General features: G+C 59.3%; 21 protein-coding genes and 2 tRNA genes. 3 read left to right on the top strand and 20 right to left on the bottom strand.

The window, feature by feature from the left end; genetic code table 11:
* Positions 1-13: 13 nt before the first annotated feature.
* A complete protein-coding gene (locus tag bcor_RS02970; protein WP_033497094.1) occupies positions 14-1,240 on the top strand; it encodes an NADP-dependent isocitrate dehydrogenase in 1,227 nt (408 codons plus the stop codon).
* 192 nt (positions 1,241-1,432) lie between these two features.
* Positions 1,433-3,109, top strand: coding sequence for a type 1 periplasmic-binding domain-containing protein (locus tag bcor_RS02965; RefSeq protein WP_238548572.1), 1,677 nt, complete (start codon positions 1,433-1,435; stop codon positions 3,107-3,109).
* 47 nt (positions 3,110-3,156) lie between these two features.
* Here bcor_RS02965 and bcor_RS07640 read toward each other — a convergent pair whose 3' ends face one another.
* The 14 genes from bcor_RS07640 to bcor_RS02895 form a co-directional block, all read right to left on the bottom strand.
* The gene (locus tag bcor_RS07640; RefSeq protein ID WP_238548571.1) at positions 3,157-3,480 is read right to left on the bottom strand and encodes a M23 family metallopeptidase; all 324 of its coding nucleotides are present in this window, start codon (positions 3,478-3,480) and stop codon (positions 3,157-3,159) included.
* A 697-nt stretch (positions 3,481-4,177) separates the two neighbouring features.
* Positions 4,178-4,250 (bottom strand) — tRNA-Asn (locus bcor_RS02955).
* Positions 4,251-4,346: 96 nt separating this feature from the next.
* Positions 4,347-5,390, bottom strand: coding sequence for a tRNA (adenosine(37)-N6)-threonylcarbamoyltransferase complex transferase subunit TsaD (tsaD, locus tag bcor_RS02950; RefSeq protein WP_033497096.1), 1,044 nt, complete (start codon positions 5,388-5,390; stop codon positions 4,347-4,349).
* Entirely contained in the window at positions 5,383-5,874 is a 492-nt protein-coding gene (gene rimI, locus bcor_RS02945) for a ribosomal protein S18-alanine N-acetyltransferase (protein ID WP_238548570.1), read from the bottom strand. Before rimI ends, tsaD begins: the two co-directional genes overlap by 8 nt.
* A gap of 11 nt (positions 5,875-5,885) precedes the next feature.
* Positions 5,886-6,689: a tRNA (adenosine(37)-N6)-threonylcarbamoyltransferase complex dimerization subunit type 1 TsaB gene (gene tsaB, locus bcor_RS02940; protein ID WP_033497378.1), complete on the bottom strand. Its 804-nt coding sequence runs from the start codon at positions 6,687-6,689 to the stop codon at positions 5,886-5,888.
* 23 nt (positions 6,690-6,712) lie between these two features.
* Complete coding sequence (gene tsaE / locus bcor_RS02935) at positions 6,713-7,300, bottom strand: tRNA (adenosine(37)-N6)-threonylcarbamoyltransferase complex ATPase subunit type 1 TsaE (RefSeq protein ID WP_051875795.1); 588 nt, start codon at positions 7,298-7,300, stop codon at positions 6,713-6,715.
* An 11-nt stretch (positions 7,301-7,311) separates the two neighbouring features.
* Positions 7,312-8,295: a DNA polymerase III subunit delta gene (holA, locus tag bcor_RS02930; protein ID WP_033497098.1), complete on the bottom strand. Its 984-nt coding sequence runs from the start codon at positions 8,293-8,295 to the stop codon at positions 7,312-7,314.
* Positions 8,296-8,336: 41 nt separating this feature from the next.
* Positions 8,337-10,016: a ComEC/Rec2 family competence protein gene (locus tag bcor_RS07230; protein WP_158332623.1), complete on the bottom strand. Its 1,680-nt coding sequence runs from the start codon at positions 10,014-10,016 to the stop codon at positions 8,337-8,339.
* A 272-nt stretch (positions 10,017-10,288) separates the two neighbouring features.
* Positions 10,289-11,056, bottom strand: coding sequence for a ComEA family DNA-binding protein (locus tag bcor_RS02920; RefSeq protein WP_051875632.1), 768 nt, complete (start codon positions 11,054-11,056; stop codon positions 10,289-10,291).
* Between the two features lie 117 nt (positions 11,057-11,173).
* Positions 11,174-14,143: a leucine--tRNA ligase gene (gene leuS, locus bcor_RS02915; RefSeq protein ID WP_033497100.1), complete on the bottom strand. Its 2,970-nt coding sequence runs from the start codon at positions 14,141-14,143 to the stop codon at positions 11,174-11,176.
* Positions 14,144-14,314: 171 nt separating this feature from the next.
* Positions 14,315-15,160 (bottom strand): glutamate ABC transporter substrate-binding protein, encoded by an 846-nt coding sequence (locus tag bcor_RS02910; protein WP_051875631.1) that lies wholly within the window; start codon positions 15,158-15,160, stop codon positions 14,315-14,317.
* Positions 15,161-15,167: 7 nt separating this feature from the next.
* Positions 15,168-16,118, bottom strand: a complete 951-nt coding sequence (locus bcor_RS02905; protein WP_033497102.1) for a magnesium transporter CorA family protein — start codon at positions 16,116-16,118, stop codon at positions 15,168-15,170.
* Between the two features lie 185 nt (positions 16,119-16,303).
* Entirely contained in the window at positions 16,304-17,077 is a 774-nt protein-coding gene (locus bcor_RS02900; protein ID WP_238548568.1) for a DUF1287 domain-containing protein, read from the bottom strand.
* Positions 17,078-17,130: 53 nt separating this feature from the next.
* Positions 17,131-18,132 (bottom strand): D-2-hydroxyacid dehydrogenase, encoded by a 1,002-nt coding sequence (locus bcor_RS02895; protein WP_051875794.1) that lies wholly within the window; start codon positions 18,130-18,132, stop codon positions 17,131-17,133.
* Positions 18,133-18,375: 243 nt separating this feature from the next.
* Between bcor_RS02895 and bcor_RS02890 the strand changes: the two genes are divergently transcribed.
* A tRNA-Ala gene (locus bcor_RS02890) sits at positions 18,376-18,448 on the top strand.
* 237 nt (positions 18,449-18,685) lie between these two features.
* On the opposite strand, the gene bcor_RS02885 is transcribed toward bcor_RS02890, so the two are convergent.
* The 6 genes from bcor_RS02885 to bcor_RS02860 form a co-directional block, all read right to left on the bottom strand.
* Positions 18,686-19,771 carry a glycerol dehydrogenase gene (locus bcor_RS02885; RefSeq protein ID WP_033489980.1) on the bottom strand — a complete coding sequence of 362 codons (1,086 nt, stop codon included), beginning with the start codon at positions 19,769-19,771 and terminating at the stop codon, positions 18,686-18,688.
* Between the two features lie 131 nt (positions 19,772-19,902).
* The gene (locus tag bcor_RS02880; protein WP_051875629.1) at positions 19,903-20,904 is read right to left on the bottom strand and encodes a hypothetical protein; all 1,002 of its coding nucleotides are present in this window, start codon (positions 20,902-20,904) and stop codon (positions 19,903-19,905) included.
* A gap of 171 nt (positions 20,905-21,075) precedes the next feature.
* Positions 21,076-21,807 carry a histidine phosphatase family protein gene (locus bcor_RS02875; protein WP_033489978.1) on the bottom strand — a complete coding sequence of 244 codons (732 nt, stop codon included), beginning with the start codon at positions 21,805-21,807 and terminating at the stop codon, positions 21,076-21,078.
* The gene (gene rsfS / locus bcor_RS02870) at positions 21,804-22,292 is read right to left on the bottom strand and encodes a ribosome silencing factor (protein WP_033489976.1); all 489 of its coding nucleotides are present in this window, start codon (positions 22,290-22,292) and stop codon (positions 21,804-21,806) included. The genes bcor_RS02875 and rsfS overlap by 4 nt, the downstream gene beginning before the upstream one ends.
* Positions 22,293-22,427: 135 nt before the next feature.
* Positions 22,428-23,804: a bifunctional UDP-N-acetylglucosamine diphosphorylase/glucosamine-1-phosphate N-acetyltransferase GlmU gene (gene glmU / locus bcor_RS02865; RefSeq protein WP_033497394.1), complete on the bottom strand. Its 1,377-nt coding sequence runs from the start codon at positions 23,802-23,804 to the stop codon at positions 22,428-22,430.
* Between the two features lie 14 nt (positions 23,805-23,818).
* A complete protein-coding gene (locus bcor_RS02860; RefSeq protein ID WP_033489974.1) occupies positions 23,819-24,616 on the bottom strand; it encodes an HAD-IIA family hydrolase in 798 nt (265 codons plus the stop codon).
* Between the last annotated feature and the right edge of the window lie 23 nt (positions 24,617-24,639).

Raw genomic sequence — 24,639 nt, 5'->3', positions numbered from 1 at the left:
AGAGGGAGTCTCAATGAAGAAAATCACGGTTAAAGGACGTATTGTCGAGCTGGATGGCGATGAGATGACCCGTGTCATCTGGAAAATGATCAAGGATCAACTGATCAGCCCGTATCTGAATCTGGATCTGGACTACTACGACCTGGGTATCGAAAACAGGGACGCCACCGATGACCGCGTGACCATTGAGGCGGCAAGGGCCATCCAGCGCGAACACGTAGGGGTCAAATGCGCGACGATAACTCCGGACGAGGCCAGGGTCAGGGAGTTCGGCCTGAAGAGGATGTGGAAGTCGCCCAATGGAACCATACGCAACATCCTCGGCGGCACCATCTTTCGTGAGCCGATTGTGATAGACAGGATCCCCCGTCTTGTTCCCGGCTGGACCAAGCCCATCGTCGTAGCCCGCCATGCCTTCGGTGACCAGTACAAGGCGACTGATTTCAGGATTCCAGGCAGGGGAAGCCTGACAGTGACCTTCACCCCGGAAGACTGCGGCCAGCCGATTGAACATCTGGTCTACGACTACCCCGGTGCCGGCGTTGCGCAGGTCCAATACAACCTTGACCAGTCAATCGCCGATTTTGCCCGAGCCTGCCTCAACTACGGCCTCATGCGGCATTATCCCGTATACCTGAGCACCAAGAACACCATCCTCAAGGCCTATGACGGCCGCTTCAAGGACATCTTCGCCCAGATATACCAGGAGGAATACCAGAAGCGGTTCGAGCAGGAGGGACTGACCTACGAGCATCGGCTGATTGACGATATGGTGGCTTCCTCCCTGAAATGGCCTGGGGGCTATATATGGGCCTGCAAGAACTACGACGGCGACGTGCAATCCGACTCGGTGGCACAAGGATTCGGCTCGCTAGGACTGATGACCTCCGTTCTGATGACAGCAGACGGGCGCACCGTCGAGGCGGAAGCTGCCCATGGCACCGTCACACGGCACTACAGACGTTGGGTCAAGGGCGAAGAAACCTCCACCAATCCTATTGCCTCCATCTATGCCTGGACGGGCGGGCTCAGGCAGCGCGCAAAGATGGATCGAACACCCGACGTGGAACGGTTCGCCCAAACCCTCGAGGATGTGGTCATCAGAACGGTAGAGTCGGGGAAAATGACCAAGGACCTGGCGGCACTGGTAGGACCAACCCAGACCTGGCTGAACACAGAGGATTTCATGGATGCCCTGACCCAAGGACTCGCCGTCCGAATCAGTCAGGACCAGGACTGAGTCCCTACCCACCAGCATCGGGGAATGCCCTTTGGGAATGAATGTGAATTGAACTGCTGCTTTTGCCATCCGGCCCTTGCCTACCCATACAATGGGAATCCGAGACCCGGCCCTCGCCAGGTCCGAATTGAATCTTAGGGAGCGGATGTGAAACGGTCGGGCGGTAAAAATCGTGCAATCAGTATCCTGTCATTGCTGGCTTCCCTGGCTCTGGTCCTGGCGGCAGGGGCCTGCAAAGACCAACCGACAGAACAATCGACAGCCACGTCAACCGTCACCAAGGCGGCAGACAGAGGAAACGTTGCCATCTTCACCCCCGCTGACGGAATCACCCTCTCCCAGCACACCCCTCTGAACAAGTGGGCCGCGCTGGTCCCTGAACTCGAAGAAGGGCTGTCCAAACACCACATCGACGGCAAGAAGATCTCAACCTTCACCGATTCCAGTCTTGACGAGCAGAGCAAGAATCTACAAGACTACGTGGTCTCGCATCTGGCAGGAGGCAAAAAAAGCGGAAAGGCCGTCTCTCCTACCACCCTGGTGATTGCCCCATTCACCTCGCCTGACTCCATCACCCGGCAGTACGGCGACTACGTCAGCCAACCTCGGATCGGGACCAAACAGGACGCAGCCAAAACAAAAAAAGCTGGAGAGGCGGATACATCCCAGAACAACTCTTCAAACAACCGATCGGAAAACGGCACGGCGGGCGATTCGGATTCCGCAAACCGAAATAGCGAGGTCAAAGCCCACGACCGGCTGGTTTCATCGATCAGGCTGGCCAAGGAGGCTGGGATGCATGTGGTTCTCCTGGCAAATGACATACCCGAGGTGACACCGGACCTGTTTGTCGATATGTCCAACGCCCGCAGCATCGGTGAACTCCAGGCGACCAAGCTGGCCAGCAAACTGGAACTGGATAAGGCCAGCAAGGAGAACCCCGCCAGAATCGAGGTCCTCCTGCCCAGGATGCCTCCTGACGGTGAAGCGGCAAATGCACAGACCGAGGAAGACGAGGAGGAAGACGAACCGACAACCGTCCCTGATACTGATTCCTTCCCCAGCCAGGCCTTCGCCGGCATCTGGCAGGTCCTGGGCCCTTACTTCAAAGACGGTCGCGCTGTCAGCCCCTCAGGCCTCCTCACTGAAGAGACCACCGAGAAGGACTGGGCAAATGTGGCCTTCGATCCAGGCAAGGATGCGACAGCCACCAAAAAAGAGGTCGCAGCGCGCCTCCACATGGACTCACAGGCAAAGGGCCATACGGCAGTGGACGGAATCCTGGCCATGAACGACTTCATTGTTTCTGGTGTCGTCTCGGAACTGAATGACCTCGGATACTCCGGCTCGGCCGCTGACATCAACCCCGAGATATCAATATCCGGCATTGTGGGATCCATGACAGGCAAGCAGGATCTGCATCGGAAGAGGGTGCCGAGACCGGCCCAGGGCGACGCTTCACGTCAAAGCACAGACCCGACACGGGGCGGAACGGAGTCCTCGGGCCAGCCGACCGATAAGGACGGGAACGCCGCAGAATCGGATGCGGACAGCGCCGACCATCCTGCTTGGCCCATCATCAGCGGTTATGGTGCCTACATCGACAACATCCCCCAGATTGTTGACGGGGAGCAGTGGATGACCGCCATCGAGGACCGGAAAGGTCTTGCCTCAGACCTGGCTACCGCCTGTGCGGGCCTGAACAAGAATGGTGTCCTGCCGGACAACCTCTCCTCCCTGGTGCAGGATGCCGGATCGGAACGCAAGGTGAATCGGCTGACTCGCCCCCTGGTGGCGGTATCGGCATCAAACCTGAAAAGCACCCTGATTGACACTAATTACATCAAGCCGGCCGAAGCCGGTCTATGACGGAATCCAGTCGATAGCCACCGCTTGGAGCAATCCCCACCAAGACCTCAGACCGGCTTCAGGGCGATGCGATGCCGGCCCAGCTTGGACATCGGATTCACATACTCCCTGTCCTTGGTCCGCAACCCCCAGTGCAGGCACCCATCATCACAGTGGTCCGAGTGTCCATGGACCGAGCCCCAGGCCGTGCCGCGTTCCACTCTGTCACCAGGATGCAGATGCGTGACCGCCGGTTCAAAGGTGGAAGTCAGATTTTCCTTGGGTTCATGGCGAATCGAAACCACCGATTTCCCTGCAACCTCGCCTGCAAAGATAATCGTCCCGGTTTCAGGTGCCAGGATATCCGCATCCTGTCCGGCTGCTAAATCCACCCCTCGGTGCCCAGGCAACCAATTATGAGCGGGTCTGTCGAAAGCCCTGAGCGGTTTCGGTGCCCCTCTTTCACCGTCCGTCCTGATCGGCGGTATCCATCCGCCCTGACAGCCCCTGACATCCGAAGACTGAGGTGTTGCGCCGGTGGGGTTTACCGTTGGGCTTGCCCCATGCCGAATAGCGGTTCCAGAATTCATCGTGGCACCTAAGGAATACCCTTCGGTAAGCGCTTTACAGGAAGTGGCCCCACACCGAGCAATCGAAGTGCCCTGAATCACGCCGGACAAGCGACCTTCTGACTCCAGGAAGGGGGCAAGCAGTAGACAGAGAAAGAAACTGACGGCAATCCTCCATGACCGAAGTCCAGCAGCGCATCGGCCGGCAGAGAGGAACCCTACAACCGACTTGATCCATACAGTTTTGATTTGCACAGTGACTCCTCAGCTTGACTATATTCCTATCATTCTGGAGCTCCCATGAAGACCCACCTGTGTCGTACACAAAGTGTGGTCAACTATGCCTTCGACAGATTCGCCAAAATCGGCAACACTCGAAGGAAACACCTGATTGGTCCACTCGTTCTCTCCTCTTGGGTGAAGCGGACCTAGATAGGCGTACAAGGCGATGAAGCAGGAAAACAGGACCGAGTTAGTTGAGAACAAAAGAAAAGCCGCCGGAGAACCGGCGGCCAATGTGCTCCCGCAGCTGGGCTTGAACCAGCGACMTTYCGATTAACAGTCGAACGCTCTGCCAACTGAGCTATGCGGGAATATCCCGTTCAACTCTCGCTGAACACAGTTTCTATATACTAGCCGCGAGGACTGTCCCTAGCAAATTGGCGTGTCGATACAGCCCGGCATGGGACTCACATGACGATTTTGTCCATGGGCATGGCCGAATCTATAGGAAAGTCCGGTGCAGAAGGTCGTATGCCGGCCCGTACCAGGTTGACGCCCAGCATGGCCACCATGGCTCCATTGTCGGTGCAGAGTTCAATCCGGGGAATACGTACCTTAATGCCCTCCCGTTCTCCTGCCTCCCGCAGCCCAGTCCTCAGCTGCGAGTTGGCCGAGAAACCGCCACCGACAATCAGGGTATCCGAATCAAACCGCTCGCATGCCGCCACTGCCTTTCGTGTCAGCACGCTGGACACGGAATCGGCCAGGGAGGCGCATACATCGTCCACGGGAATCTGACGCCCTGCTGCTTCCTGATTTTCGATCCAGCGCGCCACAGCCGTCTTGACTCCAGAGAAGCTGAAGTCATAAGGGTGTTCCGCACCTGCCTTGCCCTTGGTGAGACCCTGGGGCACCCGGATGGCCCCAGGGTTGCCAAGTCGGGCATGGCGGTCGATGTGCGGCCCTCCCGGGTAGGGGAAACCGAGCAGGCGGGCAATCTTGTCGAAGCACTCACCGGCGGCATCATCCAGCGTGGAACCAACTACGTCCACCTGCCTGGCGATATCCCGGACATGCAGGAGGGAAGTATGCCCTCCGGAGACTATCAGGGCAAGGGTATTATCCGGGAAAGGTCCAAATTGAAGCTGGGTGACTGCGATATGCCCAATTACGTGGTTGATGCCGTAGAGGGGCTTCTTTGCTGCCCAAGCCAGGGCCTTGGCACCGGAAACACCGACAGCCAGGCACCCCGCCAGCCCAGGGCCGGCGGACACCGCTATAGCGTCAACCTGCGCAAGGTCCATATCCGCCTCACAAAGGGCACGGGAGACCACAGGCACGAAAGATTCGGCATGTGCACGGGAGGCGATTTCGGGGATGACACCGCCATAGCGGGCATGCTGGTCCATGGATGAGGCCACCACGTTGGAGAGCAAGTTATCACCCTGAATCAAGGCGGCAGCGGTCTCATCGCAGGTCGATTCGATGCCCAATACCACCGGCTCACTCATTGTCCGTCTCGCTTTCCGTTCCCGGGTCATTCCTGTCTCCGCCTACCGGGCCGATACGCTTCGTCAGGTCCTTTACCATCGTATAGGCGTCGACTCCTTCCGGCTGATAGTATCCCCGTCTCAGGCCGATTCGCCGAAAGCCCATATCCCGATACAGATTCAACGCTGGGTCGTTGTCCACACGGACCTCAAGGAACATCCGATTGGCTCCTTGCTTTCGGGCCTGCTTGATGAGCTCCGCAAGGAGGGTCCTGCCCAGTCCCTTGCGGCGGGCCGAAAGAGCCACACCGAGGGTAAGCAGTTCAGCGTCTTCCCCATTGAACCAAAATCCTCCGTAGGCCAGGATATCCCCCTCCTCGTCCCAGGCCAGATAGGTCCGGGCAGAGGCATTCAGTTCCGACTGGAGCACGCCAAGGCTCCAAGCGGACTTGGAAAAGATCTCCTCCTCCATGCGGGCCAGGACCGGCAGGTCCTGTTCTTTCACCTGACGAAGCATCAGGATTTCACCACATGCTTGAGGGGGTTGGGGACGGACACATCCGGCCTCCGCAGATAGAGCGGTTCAACCAAATCACGCCCCGGGTTCGCCGAATCCCGGCTTCTGGCACAATCAACCATGAGGGCCAGCCCGGGAGCACCGCTATCAAGGAAGGACTCCCCCGAAACAAGGGCTTCGGGTAGCCGTGCCCGCCAGTTGTCCTCATACCGCCTTGCTCCGTGACCACTGATGACCACCTGGACCTCTTGTCCTGCGGCCTTCCGATCATCGACAATCCCGGAAACCCGTTCAGCTATCGCATCAGGATAATCGATATCCATCGGAGCAAGCGAACGGACGGAGTCGAACTCCTCACCAAAGTCATCAAAGAGCTGGAAATACAGCTGGTGCCGGCGAGCATCATTGACGGCCAGGGTCAGTATCCGCACCCCTTCACCCATCCGGGCCTGCCCGGACGTTGTTTCACCATATGCGGCAAGGGCCTGCTTATAGGCGAACCTGGCCTGCGGAAGAAGGATGTCCTGTCCCAGCAATTTCGCACCAGTGGCATAGGCCAGGGCCTTGGCCGTTACTATACCGGCCCTGAGACCGGTGAACGGTGCGGGCCCAAGTCCGACCACAACCGTATCCAGGTCGTCGGGAGCCAAGCCCGCATCGGCCATCACTGCGGCGATATTGACCTGAAGATGCTCCACGTGGGATCTGGAATCGGTTTCGACCCTGGGCTCGCGGCCCAGGACACCAACCGTCGAGCCGAACGAAGTATCAATCACCAGGACCGATCCGGTCGCCTCATCCATGGAGTCATGACCCTCCTGGCCACTCATGCCTGAACCGCCTTCCGCAGAGACCTCATTCTGGATTTCCATGACGAGCCTACCCCACGCAAGGTAACTTCACGCTTTCCGAGGCTGGTCGGGGGCTGATCGGGATTTACTCCCCCCTCCAGGGGGCGGTCGATGATGACCTCCAGACGCTGATTCGCCAGCACCGATGCCATCTGCTCCCCCCATTCCATCAGCACAACCGTCTCCTGGCCCGGCTCTTCCAACTCTTCGTCCAACCCCAGGGATTCCAGCTCATCGAGCAACCGATTCACACTGTCCTCCCCGGGGTCGTATCCATCCCCACCGAGACGATAGGCATCCACGTGAATCAGGTTGACCGGTCTGCCATCATTCAGACGGCCGTGGAGTTCGCGAGCAATCGTAAACGTAGGTGAAACCACGGACCCGTCCACCTCAAGGCCCTTGCCCAATCCCTGCGCGAAGGTTGTCTTCCCTGCCCCCAGAGGCCCCGACAGCAGCACAACATCACCGCCTCGAAGGCAGTCGGCCACCATACCGCCGAGCTCCTGCATGTCTGGACTCTCCGGGACGGACAGGCGCATTTCATCGATTTCGGCACCCATCAGTTTCAGACTCATGCCCTTGCCCTCCCCTTGGCGGCAATGAGCTCCACAGCCCGCTCCAACGCATACACAGCGTCACCACCGTTGGTCTTGCACTCTTCATCGGCAGCTGCCAGGGCTTCGAAGCAGGTCGCCAGTCCGTCAGAGGTCCAACCGCGCAGTTGCCTTCGGGCGTCACGCAGCTGCCAGTATGCGGACTTGGCTTCTGCCTGACTGATCGTACCCGCCTGAATAGCCGCTTGTTTGCCCAAAACCCTGAGCTTCAGGGCCAGGACACCTATCAGTGAGATGGGATCGTTGCCCTGCTCGATTGAGGACCGGAGCGCGACCACAGCCTGGGCGCTGCGACCGGCCAGGGCCATGTCGGCTACTGCGAACCCGCTGACGGCAGGATTGTCCGTCAGATATGCGTTCACGGTATCCAGAGTGAGTGGATTCTGGTCAAAATCATCGCATAACTGGGAGCACATGGAAGCCAGCTCGGGGGTCCGCTCCCCCAGGACGTCCACCAGCTGCTGGGCCGCCCGTGGTTCCACCCGTCTTCCGCGTTGTTCGAAGCGGGAAAGCACGAAGTTGACCTTCGCATCGAACTTCTTCAGGTCCGGCACCTGCTCCTTGACAGCTCCACCCTTGGTCATCTGATCAAGCAGACGTCTACCCTTGTTGCCTCCGTCATGGCGGCAGATGAGGATGCTGCTGTCTTGCGGATTCTTGACGGCTTCCTTGCAGAAGGCGATGAGCGTTTCACCCAGGGACTCGTCGGCGAGTTGCATATCGTCCAGAAGAACGACGGCCCGATCACTCAACAGGGAGGGGCTAACCGCCTCATCGAAGGTATAGGAGTCGCAGGTGGAAGCGTTAAGCTCCATGAATTCACAGTCCGGATTTGACTGACAGGCTTTGGCGCAGAGTTCCTTGACACGTTGCCCGTTAAGGAAGGTATCTCCGCCGACAACCATCATGACAGGCGCATTTCCCTGTTGAGCTTTCGTCATGATTCAAATCTCCCCGTATCGCTGGACATTGCGGGAGGTGTTCAGCTCCCCTTGTCGGGATTGCCTCGGGAAGCGAAATGCATCGAGGATACCTGCTCCCGTGTCTGACGAAGCCACCGTTCCGCCTTGAACCAGGTGGAAGGTCTGAACGGTACCCCGACTTCTTCCATGTCACCCTGATCAGGATCCAGCCCAAGCAGCCCGGTGAATCTGATCATGTGTACACAGAGGAGGATGCCAACCTCGACCAGCACCAGGGACAGGATGCCGAGACCACCCGGAGGCCAAGCCAGCGTGCCTATGTTGGATTCTCCCAACCAGGTTGCACCAACCTCCATGACTCCGGTTCCCCATGAGGACACCCAGGCCAGGAGGCGCCCCGCCCCCGGGCAAAACCACGAAATCATCATCCCGGCCAGGCCTGAGATGGTGGCAAAATCCACAACCGGGGCAACAATCAGATTGGCCAGGGGTGAAAAGAGCGATATCTGTTGGGACATGAGAATCTGTATGGGAAGGGTTCCGGCCTCGGCCGCCAAGGTCATTGCCAATGGCCCGGCCAGCAGAGTCGGCATATGGTCCACCAATCGATCCAATATGGCTTCTCCAAGCATGCTGATACCCAATACAGCGGCCGCAGACAAGGCAAATCCGAAACTGGAAGCCATGGAAGGTTTCAACACCAGCGTCAGGATGACGCACCAGGAAAGGGCATTGATGGATTGAGAACGCCTCCTGCATGCCGTGGCCATGGCAGCCATAAGCCCCATGGTCTGGGCCCTGAGCACGGAATCAGAGGGAACCATGATCAAGCCCAGCCCCAGATAGGATCCCACCAGAACCACACCCGTAAGCAAGGGCGGCGAGCGCAGAGCCCGCATCAACCGAGTCAGCCCTGCAGCCAGAAGCATGAAGTGCCCGCCGGATACCGCCATCAGGTGGAGAATGCCTGACCTCCTGAAGTCCTCTTTCAACCTGGCTGCATACACAGGTTCCACCACCTGTGCCGGCCTGCCATCGACCCACTCGTCGAACACTATGCCTTCACTACCCAGCATTCCCATGGTCAACCCGGGTACCAGCACCCTGCCCTGGTCGCTCAGCGGCCGAGTCTGCGCCAGGAAGGACTCCTGCATCCGATTGACCAGTCGGTGCAGGAATCCGGGGCGTTCCAGTTCCTCAGCCTTGGTCCCCTCTTGTACCTCCACCCACAGGGGCTCCTGACCGAACGTGGATGCAACCAGAAGCCCGGATACCCGATACCGTCCAGCCATGGCCATCTGGCATGACTTCCCTCTTGCATAGACGACTGCCTCCTCGGAAGTGGGCGTACCAACACCGTTTATCACGATGAAGTTCATGCCCAACTTCGCCCGACAATCCCATCCCCTTCGTTCCGATACCTTCACCGGCGACACCAGTCGACCTTGAATCTTCGCTTGGGCCTTACCACTCATGACCTGTCTGTATGCAGGTCCTGCCTGTTCGGAGACCTGCGAGACCAGGGTGACCACGGTCATGACCATCATTGCGGCACCGACGACCGCTATTCCAGGAAGGCTGGTCTTGACCCCACTCAGAGACCTGTCCAAATCAATGTTCCGCGCCTCCATAGCGGTGGAACGTGCCTTGTTCCTCCCCTCGGGTGACTTCCGCCTTCGGCCGCATGCGAATAGAAAGAACCCCAGGCTGAGCATGATCGCCAGCAGTAATCCGGTCATGCTCCACCAATATCCGCCCCGCAGGCTCTGGTTGGCGAGTCCGTCCGTTTGAGCAATTCGTGCGCTCTTCGACCCTGGCCTGTCCAGTCCGGGATGGGCTTGACGGAAGAAGGTCCGTACCAGGAGAACCGTTATCCAGGCGGTACAGGCTACTGGGAGGAGTCTCCAATCCCGACTACCTTGCTCCCGCATCCGGTATTCGGTTCCATGTCCTATAAGCGATAATCGGCATACCGAGGAGAAGAGGCCGGCGCTCCGCCCAGGTTGCCGCTTCACTGGACCACCAGGAAGGGTCGCAACTTATCGAGCGTCTTGGGCCCTATCCCCGGTATGTCCAGCAATTGATCCACCGAGGAGAATCGTCCTGTACGGTTGCGGTGCTCAACGATACGTTGAGCCATGACCGGACCTATCCCCTTGATTCCCTGCAACTGGTCGGCAGTTGCCGTATTGACATCAACCCGGCTCCCGGAGACTCCCCCTTGTGAGGTTGGTGTCCCGGCTCCCGGTGCCTCAACGGCATCCGAAGGAGAGACTGGCCCCGGTACGTTTCCAGCCCCCATCGCACCGTTCGCGGTTGCAGCGGGATCAATCCCACCCGCCGGCTCTGAGGCGAGGCCTGAGCCACCTGCCGGGGTCTTGATGCCCTTACCTGACCTCTGGCGCTTCCCACCTACAGGTTTTCCACCCGTCGCCCCGTCCGCAGCTTCGCCTGCCTGCGGTGCCGAACCCGCAAGCGAGATGGACTGCTGGACGAAGAGCGTCAGACTTGTGGCGAGAGCAAGGACCAGAACCAGGATGGCAGCCAGGGCATGACTCGGTTTGAAAATCAGTCTGGGGCGGTCCCTGATGATTCCGGCCGGCTCCGCTTTCGGGAGGGAGGATAGGGGCCGGCCAAGCAGAGGCGGCTCCGGAGGAGGCAGCCGGGGAGGCATATCCTTGGTGTCAGGATTCCCCGACCTGTGTTCACCGTGGACCGGGACCGGAGGAAGACCCCGTCTCCTGGCCCGCCGACCGTCGTATGCAGGATCTGTCTTCATTGGCCCATCCTGGCATGCAAAACCCCCTCCCCGATGTCGGGAAGGGGGATGTGGTCGAAGGTGGACCCGGTCAGGAACCGAGTCCACTCAATCAGGCGCTCCGCTGCCGGGGAATCCTCAGGCCGGAACCACCGATACGATCTTCGGCGCCTTGACGATGACCTTGCGCGGTTCCTTACCCCCCAGACGTTCCTGGATTGCCGGTAGGGCAAGGGCCTTGGCCTGGAGTTCCTCAGCCGAGATGTCGGGGCTGACCTCAAGCTTGCCGCGGACCTTTCCCTTGACCTGGACCACAGCCGTTACGGTGTCCTGCCCAAGATAACGCTCCTCCCAGGTAGGCCAGTCGGCATGGGCGATGGACTCCTGGTGACCAAGTCTGCTCCAGAGCTCCTCGCAGATGTGCGGGGCAATGGGCGAGAGCATGAGAATCAGGGGCTCGACGGCCGCTCGTGGTGTTGCCTCGAGCGATGTCAGATGGTTGTTGAGCACGATCAGCTTGGAAATGGCCGTATTCGGCCTCATTCCCTCCATCTCGATGGTCACATCGTGGATGGTCTGGTTGAGCAGCTTCAACGTCTTTTCATCCAGCTCGCCCTCCTCCACATGCACCTGACCTGTCGCCTCATCAACGACGTTGCGCCAGAGCCTCTGCAGGAACCTCATACCGCCCACGACGTTCCTGGTGTTCCAGGGGCGCGACTCGTCCAAGGGCCCCATGCTCATCTCATAGAGCCGGAAGGTATCGGCCCCATAGGTGCGGTACATGTCGTCCGGGGTGATGATGTTCTTCAGGCTCTTGCCCATCTTGCCGAACTCACGGTTGACCCGCTGTCCCTGCCAGGTATAGATGGTTTCCCCATCTTCCTCGCTCTCCTCCACCTCGGCGGCCGGGATGTACTGTCCGCGCTGATCGGTGAAGGCGTATGCCTGGATCATGCCCTGGTTGAAGAGTCTGTGGAACGGCTCCTTGGACGAGACGAAGCCCAGATCGTAGAGCACCTTGTGCCAGAAGCGGGCATAGAGCAGGTGGAGAACGGCGTGCTCGACGCCTCCCACGTAGAGGTCCACGCCACCTGATTCTCCGGCCGTGTCGTTGTGATTGGGCCCCAGCCAGTAGTCGAATTCATCGGATTCCACCATATGCTGGGCATCATGCGGGTCGATGTACCTCATGTAGTACCAGCAGGAACCAGCCCAGTTGGGCATGGTGTTGGTGTCCCGATGATAAACCTTGGGGCCATCGCCCAGGTCCAGGGTCACGTCGACCCAGTCCTGGTTTCGGCTGAGCGGAGCCTCGGGATTCGACTCAGAATCCTCCGGATCGAATGTCTTGGGCGAATAGTCCGGCACGTCAGGCAGGGCGACAGGCAGCTGGTCGTCGGGAATCAGGTGGGGCAGTCCCTGGTCATCATAGACAACCGGGAAGGGCTCACCCCAGTAGCGCTGACGGGAGAACAGCCAATCGCGCAGGCGGTAGGAGACGGTTCCCTTGCCGACTCCTGTCGATTCCAGCCAGGCCGTCACCTTTTCGATGGCCTGGTCAACGCGCAACCCATCGAGACTGAGGGCGCTCCCCTCCTCCTCGGTGGCTTCGGTTGAGGAGTTGATGACGATGCCGTCATGGGAGACGAAAGGCGCCTTCCCCTCGAATTCGGCCAGCTCCTGACCTGAACCCGGTAGGGGCTTGACCGTGTAGATGACCGGCAGACCGTACTTCGTCGCGAAATCGTAATCCCGCTGGTCGCCACCCGGAACAGCCATGATTGCTCCGGTACCGTAGTCCATCAGGACATAGTCGGCCGTGAAAATCGGAAGGCGTGCCCCTGTGATGGGGTTGACGGCGTAAAGACCAGTGAAGAGACCCGTCTTCTCACCGGCCTCATCCACCCTGTCCTTGGCCGTCTTGGCTTCGGCTGCCTGCCGATAGGCCTTGACAGCGGACTGCGGGTCAGGGTATCCGCCCTTCCAGTCCTCGGCGATACCCTCAGGCCACTGGTCGGGTACATGCCTGAGGAGGTTATGTTCGGGCGACACCACGGCGAAGGTGGTCCCGAAAAGAGTGTCGGGTCTGGTGGTGTACACCTCCATGGTCTCCTCGCCGTCCTGGACGGGAACCTTGAAGAGCACCGATGCACCATGCGATTCGCCGATCCAGTTGCGCTGCATGAGCTTGACCTTTTCGGGCCAGTCCAGGATGTCCAGATCCTCGACCAGACGATGCCCATACGAGGTGATCCGCATGGACCACTGCTTGAGCTCACGCTGGTAGACCGGGTAGTTGCCACGCTCCGACCGGCCCTCGGCCGTCACCTCCTCATTGGCCAGGACCGTACCCAGACCGGGGCACCAGTTGACCGGCGACTTGGAGATGTACGCCAGCCGGTGGTCATTGAGAATGTCCGAGCGCTCGGCCTGGTCGAGTTCATCCCATTTCCGGCCGGGATGACCTGGAATGGGGCGAGAACCGGATCTGAAGGCATCCTCCAGCTCACTGATGGGACGGGCCGAGCCCAGCCCTCCGCCCTTGCGGCGATAGTCGGGGTCATACCAGGATTCATAAATGCGAGAGAATATCCACTGGGTCCACCGAACATAGTCGGTGTCAATCGTGGCAAAGGAGCGGCGGTCATCGAAGCTCAGTCCGAGCCGATGAAGCTGCCAACGCATGTTGGCAATGTTCTGCTCGGTGGTCACCCGGGGATGCTGCCCGGTCTGGACGGCATACTGCTCTGCCGGAAGACCAAAGGCGTCATACCCCATGGCATGGAGAACGTTCTCCCCCTTCATCCTGTGATAGCGGCTGACCACATCCGTGGCGATGTAACCCAACGGGTGCCCCACGTGAAGCCCCTTGCCCGAGGGGTAGGGGAACATGTCGATGACGTAGTAGGGTTTGCGGCCATCGGCGTTCCTGCCTTTGGAATCCTTCAGGTCCCCAGCCACATTCGCGGCCCAGAAGGTGCCGTCCTGGTCCCATTCCTTCTGCCAGTGCTCCTCAATGGTCTGCGCCATCTGTGCATCGTAGCGGTACCTGGGTTGATCGGGTTCCTGGGGCCGGTCCTGGCCCCTGTTCTCATTCGCGTTCATAAGCTGAATTATCGCCATTCACATGGACACGAGCCACCTGAGGTCCATTTGTCGAGTCAGTCCGGCGACCGGGGCCGGCCCGAACCACTTGCGTCGCGACGAGCTCACGCCCCCATCAGATTCAATATTGGGTCGTGAGCATCACATGCCCACAAACCGCTGCCCGTCCGATCACTCTTGCGAAGGCGCCCCGTCCAACCGGTCTGGGCGGCGTGCAGCGGGGTCCGTCTTCAACCCTATGCTCCGGGCGGCACGCATAAGGGCCTGCTTCCATACCCCCTCGCTCATCATCTTCTCCAAGGCTGCGTTGATCGTTGCCACCAGTTCAGGGTCGTCCTTGCGTACGGCGATACCGTAGTGCTCCTGGGTGAAGGGGGCTCCCACCAGTCGTAGCTGATTGCCTCCTCGCACCTTGGCAAGGCCGGCCAAGGCAAAATCGTCACCACCCACGGCATCGGCATCTCCACTCAGAAGGGCCGTAATACACTCCGTGAACTGGTCTCTTTCCTCAACCTGAGCATTGGGGGCATGACGACTGACCACCTCGGCCGTGGAGGAGCCCCTGGCCACACAGACCCTCTTCGAGTCCAGGGAATCAACGCCTGTTATCTCATTCTGTTCACGCCGGACAAGCAGATCCTGACCGGCAAGCAGGTAAGGCCCTGCAAAGTCCACCAACTCCTGCCTGGCGCGGGTTATGGAATAGCCGGCCACGACCAAGTCGACCTTGCCTTCGACGAGCATTCGCTCACGGTCGACGGGCCGAACCTCCTGCCAGACGATCTGGGTATGGGAGTACCCGAGTTCATGGACCACATACTTGGCCACATCCACGTCAAACCCCTGATGGTCTCCTGACTGGACGAACCCAAGTCCCGGCTGGTCAAAGGAGACACCGACATGGATCTTGGGGCCTATCGAGCTGACATCGTATTGCGCTGCTGATTGCCCGCAACCTGCCAGGGGCAGTGCCATTACCAGGGCGACCAGGGATGCCAACAACTTGCGAGCTTTCATGGTTCTCCTACTTGAACATCTTGGAACGGGTCAGGAACCATGTGACCATTCCGGCGACCAGCATGGAGACGACGACCACCACCGCGAACCCCCAGGGCTTGTCGGTGAAGGGCATGCCGAACATACCCTCGTTGAAGTTCATGCCATACATGGAGAAAATCAGAGTGGGCACCGACATGCTGATGGAAATGATCGTGAAAATCCTCATGACGTTGTTCACGTTGTTCGACACGATCGAGGCGAATGCATCGGTCATGCCTGAAAGCACGCTGGAGTATATGTTGGCCATCTCGATGGCCTGCTTGTTCTCCGTGATGACGTCCCCCAGAAGATCCTCGTCATCGGGGTATTGCTTGATCCGTTCCAGGCTGGTCAGCTTTTCGAGGACGATTTCATTCGACTTGAGGCTGGTGGCGAAGTAGACCAGGGTCTTGTTCAGCTCCAGGAGCATCAGAATCTCCCGGTTCTGCATGGAATGGCGAAGCTTCAACTCCAACCTGTCGGACTCCCGATCGATGATGCGAAGGTAGCGCAGGTACATGGTGGCGTTCCGGTACAGTATCTGCAGGATGAACCGGGATTTCATGAAGGTGTTGAATCCGTGAATGGTCCCCTCCATGAAGGGGTGGAGGAGAACGGTGTCCTGCATACAGACCGTCACAATCAGGTTCTCGGTGACGATGATCGAGAGGGGGATGGTCTCATAGTAATCGCGTCCGTCACGTTCTTCGGCCCGAGGAATGTCAACGATGACCATCGTGTAGTCGTCTTCGGCATCAACGCGCGAGCGCTCCTCGTCATCCAGCGGTGCACGCAGGTCGGCCAGGTCGATACCAGTGCTTTGCGCCACATTGGCAAGTTCCACATCGGTCGGTGCTGAGAGGCATATCCAGGAGCCCTTTTCGCCCTGTTTGATTTGCTCAATCTGACCATTCATGGTGCTGAATACCCTCATCATCGCCATCACCGCCTCTCGCTCACCACCGTGCTCGTCTGCAGAAACCGATACTAACAAAGCCCCAACCGGTACCGATACCAATCATGCAGAATAGTCGTAACCACCCCCATCGCGAGTCCACGGGGAGGTCGCCCCGCGAAACTCGGGGCATCACCGGCGTGCACGGAGCAGGAAGTGACGGCCCGTCACCCGTTCCATGGTTTCAGAACGCTTTGGGGAATCCTGGAGGCGTCAAATCTGAAGTGACCCGTGATGATGCGGTGGGAATCGGATCCCAGGTAGTCGTTCTCACGGTGCTTCTGGGCCATGTTGTGCAGGAGGAGCGGCACGCCCTGCCTATCACGCCGGTCGGAAACCATGCCTATGTGCCACGAAGTGTCGAAGATGACGATATCCCCCTGCTGCCACTGGTCATGGGCTGCCGTATCGGTGGTCAGTTCCTGGGCATACCTGCCGAAAAACACGCCAAGTACATTGGTTCTGCGGAAGTCGATATTGGGATCAGGCCGTGTTATGACACCGGAATAGGCCGTAGGGTTCGCGGCGATATCCGCATCGACCATGGCCTTGAGATCGTAGCCGGCATGGCTGAAGTCGCGCCAGATTTCGTCGGTGCAGGCTCCCCTGTCGTCGGGAGGGTACCCTCCCTGGTAGTAGCCTGTGTCATACTTGCGATGCCGCTCGGCCCCTTCGTGGGCGCCCTGAACCAGGTCGGTATAGTCATCGATACCGTCATTGTCATAATCAACGCTTGATTTCAACCGGGGGTAGGCGGCGGTCTGTTTACGCGACAGACCGGGCGTATCGTCCCCCTCCTCCTTGTCGGATTGTCCACGACCAGCCGTCTCGGCCGTCTGGTCGGAGGTTGTGTCGAGACCACGATTGCGGAAAGCAGGCAGACCATGAACCAGACAGGCTCCAAGGATAACGAGGACCACAATGGCGGCAAGCCAGACCAAGAAGTGGTTCCCACTATGCCTCGGATGGTTCCTTCGGGCGTTTGATTCCATGGTTACCTCACTCGGTTGCGCAAAGGTTGTCCTGCCCGATAGCGACGCAGATTATCCAGGCATATTTCGATGATCTTATCGACGTTTGATGCCAGATGGGCCCCTCCGGCGACGTGTGGGGTAATCAGGCACCGCGGCTGGGACCAGAGGAGATGGTCCGCAGGAAGCGGCTCCGGTTCCGTCACGTCGAGTCCAGCACCCAGGATACGTCCGGCTTCCAGGGTTTCAGCCAAGGCCAAGCAATCGACGGCATCTCCTCTGCCTGCATTGACCAGGACGGCGTTCTGCTTCATCAGGGCCAGTCGCTCCTTGCTGATGATGTGGTGGGTTGCCGCCGAAGCCGGCAGAGCCAGGGCCACGATATCCATATCAGGCAGAAGCTGATCCAACCGGTCGGTGCCCGCCATGTGATCAAACCCGTCCACTTGCTTGTCGGGATGGCGGCGGATGCCATAGGTCGTGCCTCCTACGGCCTTGACCAATCGGGCGAAGCTCGATCCCAGGTCCCCCGTTCCCAAAACGAGTGCCTTGGCTCCCCGCGGCGAATAGACGGCTCCCCTGGGCTTCCATAGTCCCTTGTTCTGGTTGTCCCTGTATGCGGGCAGGTCCTTCATAAGCGCCCACATCATCGCGAACATCTCCTCGGAAACGGACTGCCCGTAGGCTCCCGAGGCACTGGTCAGAAGGGAGCCTTCCGGCATAAGGCCAGGTTGGAGATATGCGTCCACACCTGCACTCAAGGTCTGGAGCCATGCCAGGTTTTGGCAATCGGCCACCTGGTCGGCAGGTGGATTGCCGAAAATGATCGTTACCTCGTCCCTGTTCCCTTCCGGCAACCGCATCGGCCACTGCATCCGTCCACGCTGGGCAGGATCCAGGACGAATATCTGCCGCACACCGTCTGCGGCCTCTATGAACTCCCCCCGCTCCTCATCGGTCAGCGGCAAGCAATTCACAATCAGCGGTTCCGTCGCAGCGCTGTAGGCCCTCAACCTGTTCCCCATGGCTACGGCACCACCTTTCTTGCGATACATCAGGATTACGACCATGTACCTGCACGCTCACGAATCGGCGCAAGTGCCTGCTGTATGCCCCATCCTATCGTAGAAGGCCCTGCAAAGCCCTGATTCGGTCACTCCGATACCGGTTGCGCTACTTGTTTGTCCAATCCTTGGAAAATCAAGGCAACACACTGATTTGCTCATTTCTGCGACCTTGGTGTAATATAGCCAAGGCTTCACAAGCACGGGGCTATGGCGCAGCTGGTAGCGCGTCTCCATGGCATGGAGAAGGTCGGGGGTTCGAACCCCCCTAGCTCCACAGAAGTCAGCCGCCCGATTCAGTCGGGCGGTTTTTTATATCCGTAACTCCTGACACCATCCTGTCGGACAGTTATGTGAGCTTCAATCTCATCACCCTATCCTCAGCCAGCGTGAAGTAGCCGACCTTGAACCACTGACGTCGCATCCCATCCAGGCTCTACTTGTGAGAGTGGCCTCATACATACAGGAAAAGGCCACAGGCTCCACGCCTGTGGCCTTTCCATCAGATGGCGAATCAGAGGTTCTTGCCCACCTCGTCGGCGGCACGCAGGGCGTTGGCCACGTCGACAGGGGTCACCTCGAAGGGCATGTTGCCCATGGTCTCATCGGGGCCGCAAGCGAGCTCTCCGACACGGAGCAGGTCCTCGTCGGTGGCATCTCCTATGCCGATCTCTTCCAGGGAGGTCGGCAGGCCGACCTGACGGAAGAAATCGTAGACCTCTGCCGTTTCGTCCAAGGAGCGATCCTCCAGGACGAACTGGGCCAGGGTTCCGAAGGCCACCTTTTCGCCGTGAAGCATCTTGTGGGTACCTTCAAGAGCGGTCATACCATCATGGATGGCGTGTGCCGCAGCCAGACCGGAGCTTTCGAAGCCCAACCCGCTGAGCAGGGTGTTGGCCTCGATGATGTTCTCCAGGGCGGCGGTACGCACACCCGCTTTGGCGGCAGCGACAGCCTTGACGCCATCTTCCAGGAGGGTGTCATGGCAGAGCTTGGCCAGGGTGAAGGCTGCGTTGGTGGCGTGGCCGCCGGTCATGGTCACGGCGTTCGACCGAACGCAGGCCGCCGCCTCATAGTAGGTGGCAAATGCGTCACCAAGGCCGGACACCAGGAACCGCACCGGAGCCTTGGTGATGATGTCCGTGTCCATCAGGACAACATCGGGATTGGCAGGCAGGGGAAGATACTTGTCAAAGACACCATCTGGACGGTAGAGAACGGACAGGCGCGAGCAAGGTGCGTCGGAGGATGCTGCCGTGGGAACGATCATGACAGGCAGATTGGCATAGAAGGCCACTGCCTTGGCCGTATCCAGAGTCTTGCCTCCACCGATGCCGATGACCACATCATTGGATCCGATGTGCTCGCGATGACGGTTGACCTCTTCCGAGGAACACTCGCCCCCAAACTCCATGAGCTGGTAGGGCGTCCCCTTCGCATCAAACGATGAGACGATCTGATGGTGATAGAGCTTGTCGATCATCGGATCGACGATGATATGGGCGCCCTTGGAGCCGATGGCCGCATATTCGTCGGCCAGTTGTCCCATGGCGCCTTCCTGCTGGATATAGCTTCCGGGAGAGCAGAGAACCTTACGCATACAGTTCCTTTCGTAATAACATCCATCGGTCGAACCGACGTTGGTCGCTTAAGGGGATTTCGTTATCCGCCTAATTCGGACCATACCGTCAAGCCGTGACTGGAGATGACCCCACGAAGGACAAAACCGTCTTACTGTGCCGTTTTTTGAGGTGTCGGCGCAGAGGTCGAATCGGGAGAATCTCCTGGAGAGGGGGAAGTCTCCGGAACCTCAGGGGTGTGGGAAGTGGATGCCGACGGACTGGGCACCGGCTCCTGCTGTGTTGGAGTAGTGGTCTGCTGAGGCATCTGGGTCTGCTCATGACTGGGCTGATTGGTCATACCAGGCTGACTTGATTCACCCTGATTCCCATGGGTGTGAGTGGTCTCCGACGGTCTGTTTTCCTCGGGGGTCTGCACGACGGTTGATGGACTGACGACATTACGCACCACATGATCGGTGCCTTCACCCTTGGTCAGCAGGTTAATGGCAAGAGCGCTCAGGATGACCGCCACCAGGGCGCTGACGATGGAGACGATGACGATGTTGCGCTTCCTGCGCTTGATTTGCTCCGCGGAAGAGTTCGCCACATGGTCACCCTGGACGGCGCCATCAAGGCGATCGGCTGCCGTAGGGACTTTTCCACCATTGGAGGAGGCCACGGTCCTACCGGTCTGCGACTGCCCCGTCCCTGCCGGAACAGGCTCCATGACACTGGTGCCACCTATATCCGAACCTGTCGGCGACAGAACGGTTGTTTCACCATCCACCTGACCGCCCACGGGATGGAGCACTGTCGTTTCCTGCCCGACCTGGGGAATGGGCCTGGTCTCCTGACCTGCATAAGGGTCGTGATGGCCTCCCTGGGCAACCCGGGGAGTGACTTCGGTTTCCTCTTTTGATGCCATGCTCGTCGACCCCCCGGTATCGTCACCTTCGTCTCCGCCGATGACGGTCTCCTGCAACTTCTGCCCCGAAGCCTCAAGGACGTTCTTGTACAACTGTGACGCCACCGCAGAAACGATGGAGCCAATGGCCACACCGATGATGGACCCGGCGACACCGATTTTCGCAGCCAGCCAGAAGGAGGTCATGGCAGCAAGGGCTCCTGCAACAATCTGAGCCCACGATATGTCATGGAAGAAATTCTTCAAACCCCGGCTCCTTCATACCCATCAACCGTACCTACTGATGAATCATGATATCGCCGGCCTGTGTCGGACGTGTGATAGGCGCTCCCGGCACACCGGTTGCACTCGCGCAAGGCCGAATTCGAACAGAGCAGAATGCGGAACCCTCTCGTATTCTGCCGCATGGTCCAGTGGTCAGTCCTGAACCACCAGACCCATGGGACGATCCCAGTCGCCACGCATGGCTATGGCCGGCCCCCTGTTGAAATCGATCATGGACCAACGCAACTGACCGTCCAGCATGTCCCTGGCCACCAGCCTGGCCCAATGCGCGTTACGCATCGTAACCATGCCCACGTACTCAGGATAGGTCCTGGCCATACCCAGAAGGGCTTGGAGCGACTGGGAGATGAACGACCCATGGGAGAAGACGAACAGGTCGGTATCGGCATCGGCCGACAGGGTCCATTCATTGATGGCTTCAAGTCCGCGCCGACCCACCTCGATCTTGGACTCGGCACCGTGGTTGAGCTCACCGCCTCCGCCGCTCATCCATGAGGCATAGTCCTCAGGCCAACGCTCCATGGCCTCTTCGGTACTGACACCTTCCCAATCGCCGAATCCGCGCTCGCGCAGACGGGGATCGGGATGGACCTCCAGCCCCAGGGGGTCGGCAAAGGCCCGGGCCGTATCCATGGCCCGGCCCAGGTCGGATGCGATGACCAGTTGCTTCCGTCCCTCGGGAGCGGTATCGACATATTCGCGTCGCAGCTCCTCGGCAGAGCGCTCAACCTGCCAACGACCGACCGTGTTCAGGGGGATGTCGATCTGCCCCTGAACACGGTGCTTGGCATTGTAATCGGTCTGCCCATGCCTGACCAGGGTCAGGGAACTCACATGCGGAAGCGAACCGGCTCCCCCGCTCATGACCGCTTCCCCTCATCCTCTTCCTGACGGGCGAAGCGACTGCGCATGTCGGCATCGTCGAATCCGGCCATCAGGGAGTCGGAATCCTCCTCCTCGGATTGGTCATCATCCAGGGTGAATTGATGCTCCAGCTGGAGGTCAACCTGAGGGCAGTCCTTCCAAAGGCGCTCAAGGTCGTAGTACTTCCGGGCCTGCTTGTGCATGATGTGGATGACGAAGTCCCCATAGTCCAGCAGGATCCACTGCGCCTCTTCGACCCCCTCACGAGAGCGGGTGTCGCGTCCACACTGGATATGGAGCTGCTTCTCCACCTCTTCGGCGATGGCCAGGACCTGCCGCTCGTTTCCGCCGGTTGCCACCATGAAGATGTCGGTAATGGCGATCGGCTGGGAGACGTCGAAGGCGACGATGTCCATGGCCTTGATATCGTTGGCGGCTTGCGCGGCCACCCGTACCGCGTCTATGGAATCCTGCAATGCTGGCACTGAAACGCCTTTCGATCGGAAGTGTCCGAGGTTTCGAACACTGCTCTATGTACTGTATCCATCATTATTCCCCAAGCCTTGACCCTTTGGAGAAGGAGCCTGGCTTGAGATCGCGGGTTACCTCGGAGGAACGACTCAGCGCTCCCACTCCGGTTTCCAGTCCTCGACCGTGTGCTGGTCGTTGGTGGAATAGACCATGGCATCGTCAGGAACATCATGGCGAATCACTGTGCCCGCACCGGTCGTCACCTCGTCGCCGACCTGGACGGGGGCCACGAAGAGATTACCTGCGCCGACATGGACACCTGACCCTATTTCGGTCCGATTCTTGTGCACCCCGTCATAGTTGGCCGTGATGCTCCCGCCGCCGATATTGCTGTCATGACCGATATGGGTATCACCCACGTAGGAAAGATGGGGAACCTTGGTCCCATGGTCGATTTTGGCCTTCTTCATCTCGACGAAGGCTCCGGCCTTGGTGTCCTCGGCCAGGTCATTACCTGGTCTCATATAGGTCCACGGCCCGATATTGGCCCTGGCACCGATGTGGGTCTCCTGCACTCTTGAGCGTTCCACGGTGGCGTCCTGGTCGATGACGGCATCGATAAGGGTCGTATAAGGGCCAACCGTCGCATTCGAGGCGATGGTGGTATGCCCCTGAAGGAAGCAGCCCGGCAGAATCGTGGCGTCGGGCTCGATGGTTACGCCGTCCTCGATCCAGGTGGTCTCCGGATCCAGGATGGTCACCCCGGATCGCATCAGCTCGTGGCATACCCGTATGTTGTGTTTTTTGGACAGGGAGGCCAGCTGGACCCTGTCATTGACGCCTTCGACACTGAGTGGGTCAGGAGCCGTGAAGGCACCCACCGTGCCCGACTGGCGGGCCGTCTCCAAGGCATCGGTCAGGTAGAACTCCCCCTGGGCATTGCTGTCCTTGAGGCCCTTGATGGCCTGGCGGAGCACATCGACATTGAAGACGTAGACGGAGGTATTGACCTCCCTGACGGCAAGCTCGGTACCGGTGGCATCCTTCTGCTCGACGATGCGGAGCACCCGCCCATCCTGGTCCCGAATGATGCGACCGTAGCCGGTCGGGTCATCCAGACTCACGGTCAGGACCGTCGCCCCGTCTCCGGCCTGGATATGGTGGTCAATCAGCCCGCGAAGGGTGTTCGTGTCGAGAAGCGGCATGTCGGAAGCGGCAATAAGCACGTATCCATCGGGGTCGAGACTCCGGTCAAGCTGGTCCATGGCGCACTGGACTGCGCGGCCCGTACCGGGGCGATCATCCTGCTGGACGATACGGACCCGATCATCATACGAACGCGCTGCGGCGGCGACCTTTTCGGCCTGGAAATGGACCACGACAGCAGTCAGTCCCGGATCCAGGGCCGTGACCGATGCCATGACCCGCTCAAGGAAGGTCTTGCCTGCCAACTTGTGCAGGACCTTGGGACGGGAGGACCGCATGCGGGTCCCCTCACCGGCTGCAAGGATGATACCGGCCGTCAGGCCCGATTCCCGTGTCAAAACTCCACTACCCCGCTCTCGGCGACATCAATCAGGTTCTTGATCGAATCAACCACCTTATCCGGCCTGAAGGGGAAGGTCTCCACCTCTTCACGCTTGGTGATGCCGGTCAGGACCAGGAAGGTGTTGAGACCCGCCTCGACGCCGGCCACCACATCGGTATCCATCCTGTCGCCAATCATGGCAGTGGTCTCCGAGTGCCCACCGACGCGGTTCAGGGCGGTGCGGAACATGATGGGATTGGGCTTGCCGACGAAGTAGGGCTCGCGGTTGGTTGCCTTGGTCACCAGGGCGGCCACCGATCCGGCCGCAGGCAGAATACCGTTCTCGCTGGGCCCGGTCGCATCGGGGTTGGTGCAGATGAAGCGGGCTCCCCCAAGTATCAGCCGTATGGCCGTGGTAATCGATTCGAAGGAGTAGGTCCTGGTCTCGCCGAGGATGACATAGTCCGGATTGATATCGGAGAGGATGAATCCTGCCTCATGCAGGGCCGTTGTCAGACCGGCCTCGCCAATCACGTAGGCGGAACCGCGAGGAATGGTCCGGGCGACAAAGTCCGCGGTGGCCAGGGCCGATGTCCATATCCGGTCCTCGGGCACATCGATGCCGCTACGCCCCAGTCTGGCAGAGAGGTCACGCGGGGTGTAGATCGGGTTGTTGGTCAGGACCAGATACTGTCGATCATGTTCCTTCAGGGTCTCGATGAATTCGGCAGCTCCGGGCAAGGCGGTATTCTCATGCACCAGCACCCCGTCCATATCGGTGAGCCAGGTTTCGATCTTCTTGACTGCCAAGTCAGTTCCTTTCGGTTGATCAC

Source organism: Bifidobacterium coryneforme, from assembly GCF_000737865.1.
In the GTDB taxonomy this organism is placed as follows: domain Bacteria; phylum Actinomycetota; class Actinomycetes; order Actinomycetales; family Bifidobacteriaceae; genus Bombiscardovia; species Bombiscardovia coryneformis.
Note: the sequence above shows the minus strand (reverse complement) of the source record. Positions and strands in the feature narration are given on the sequence as shown.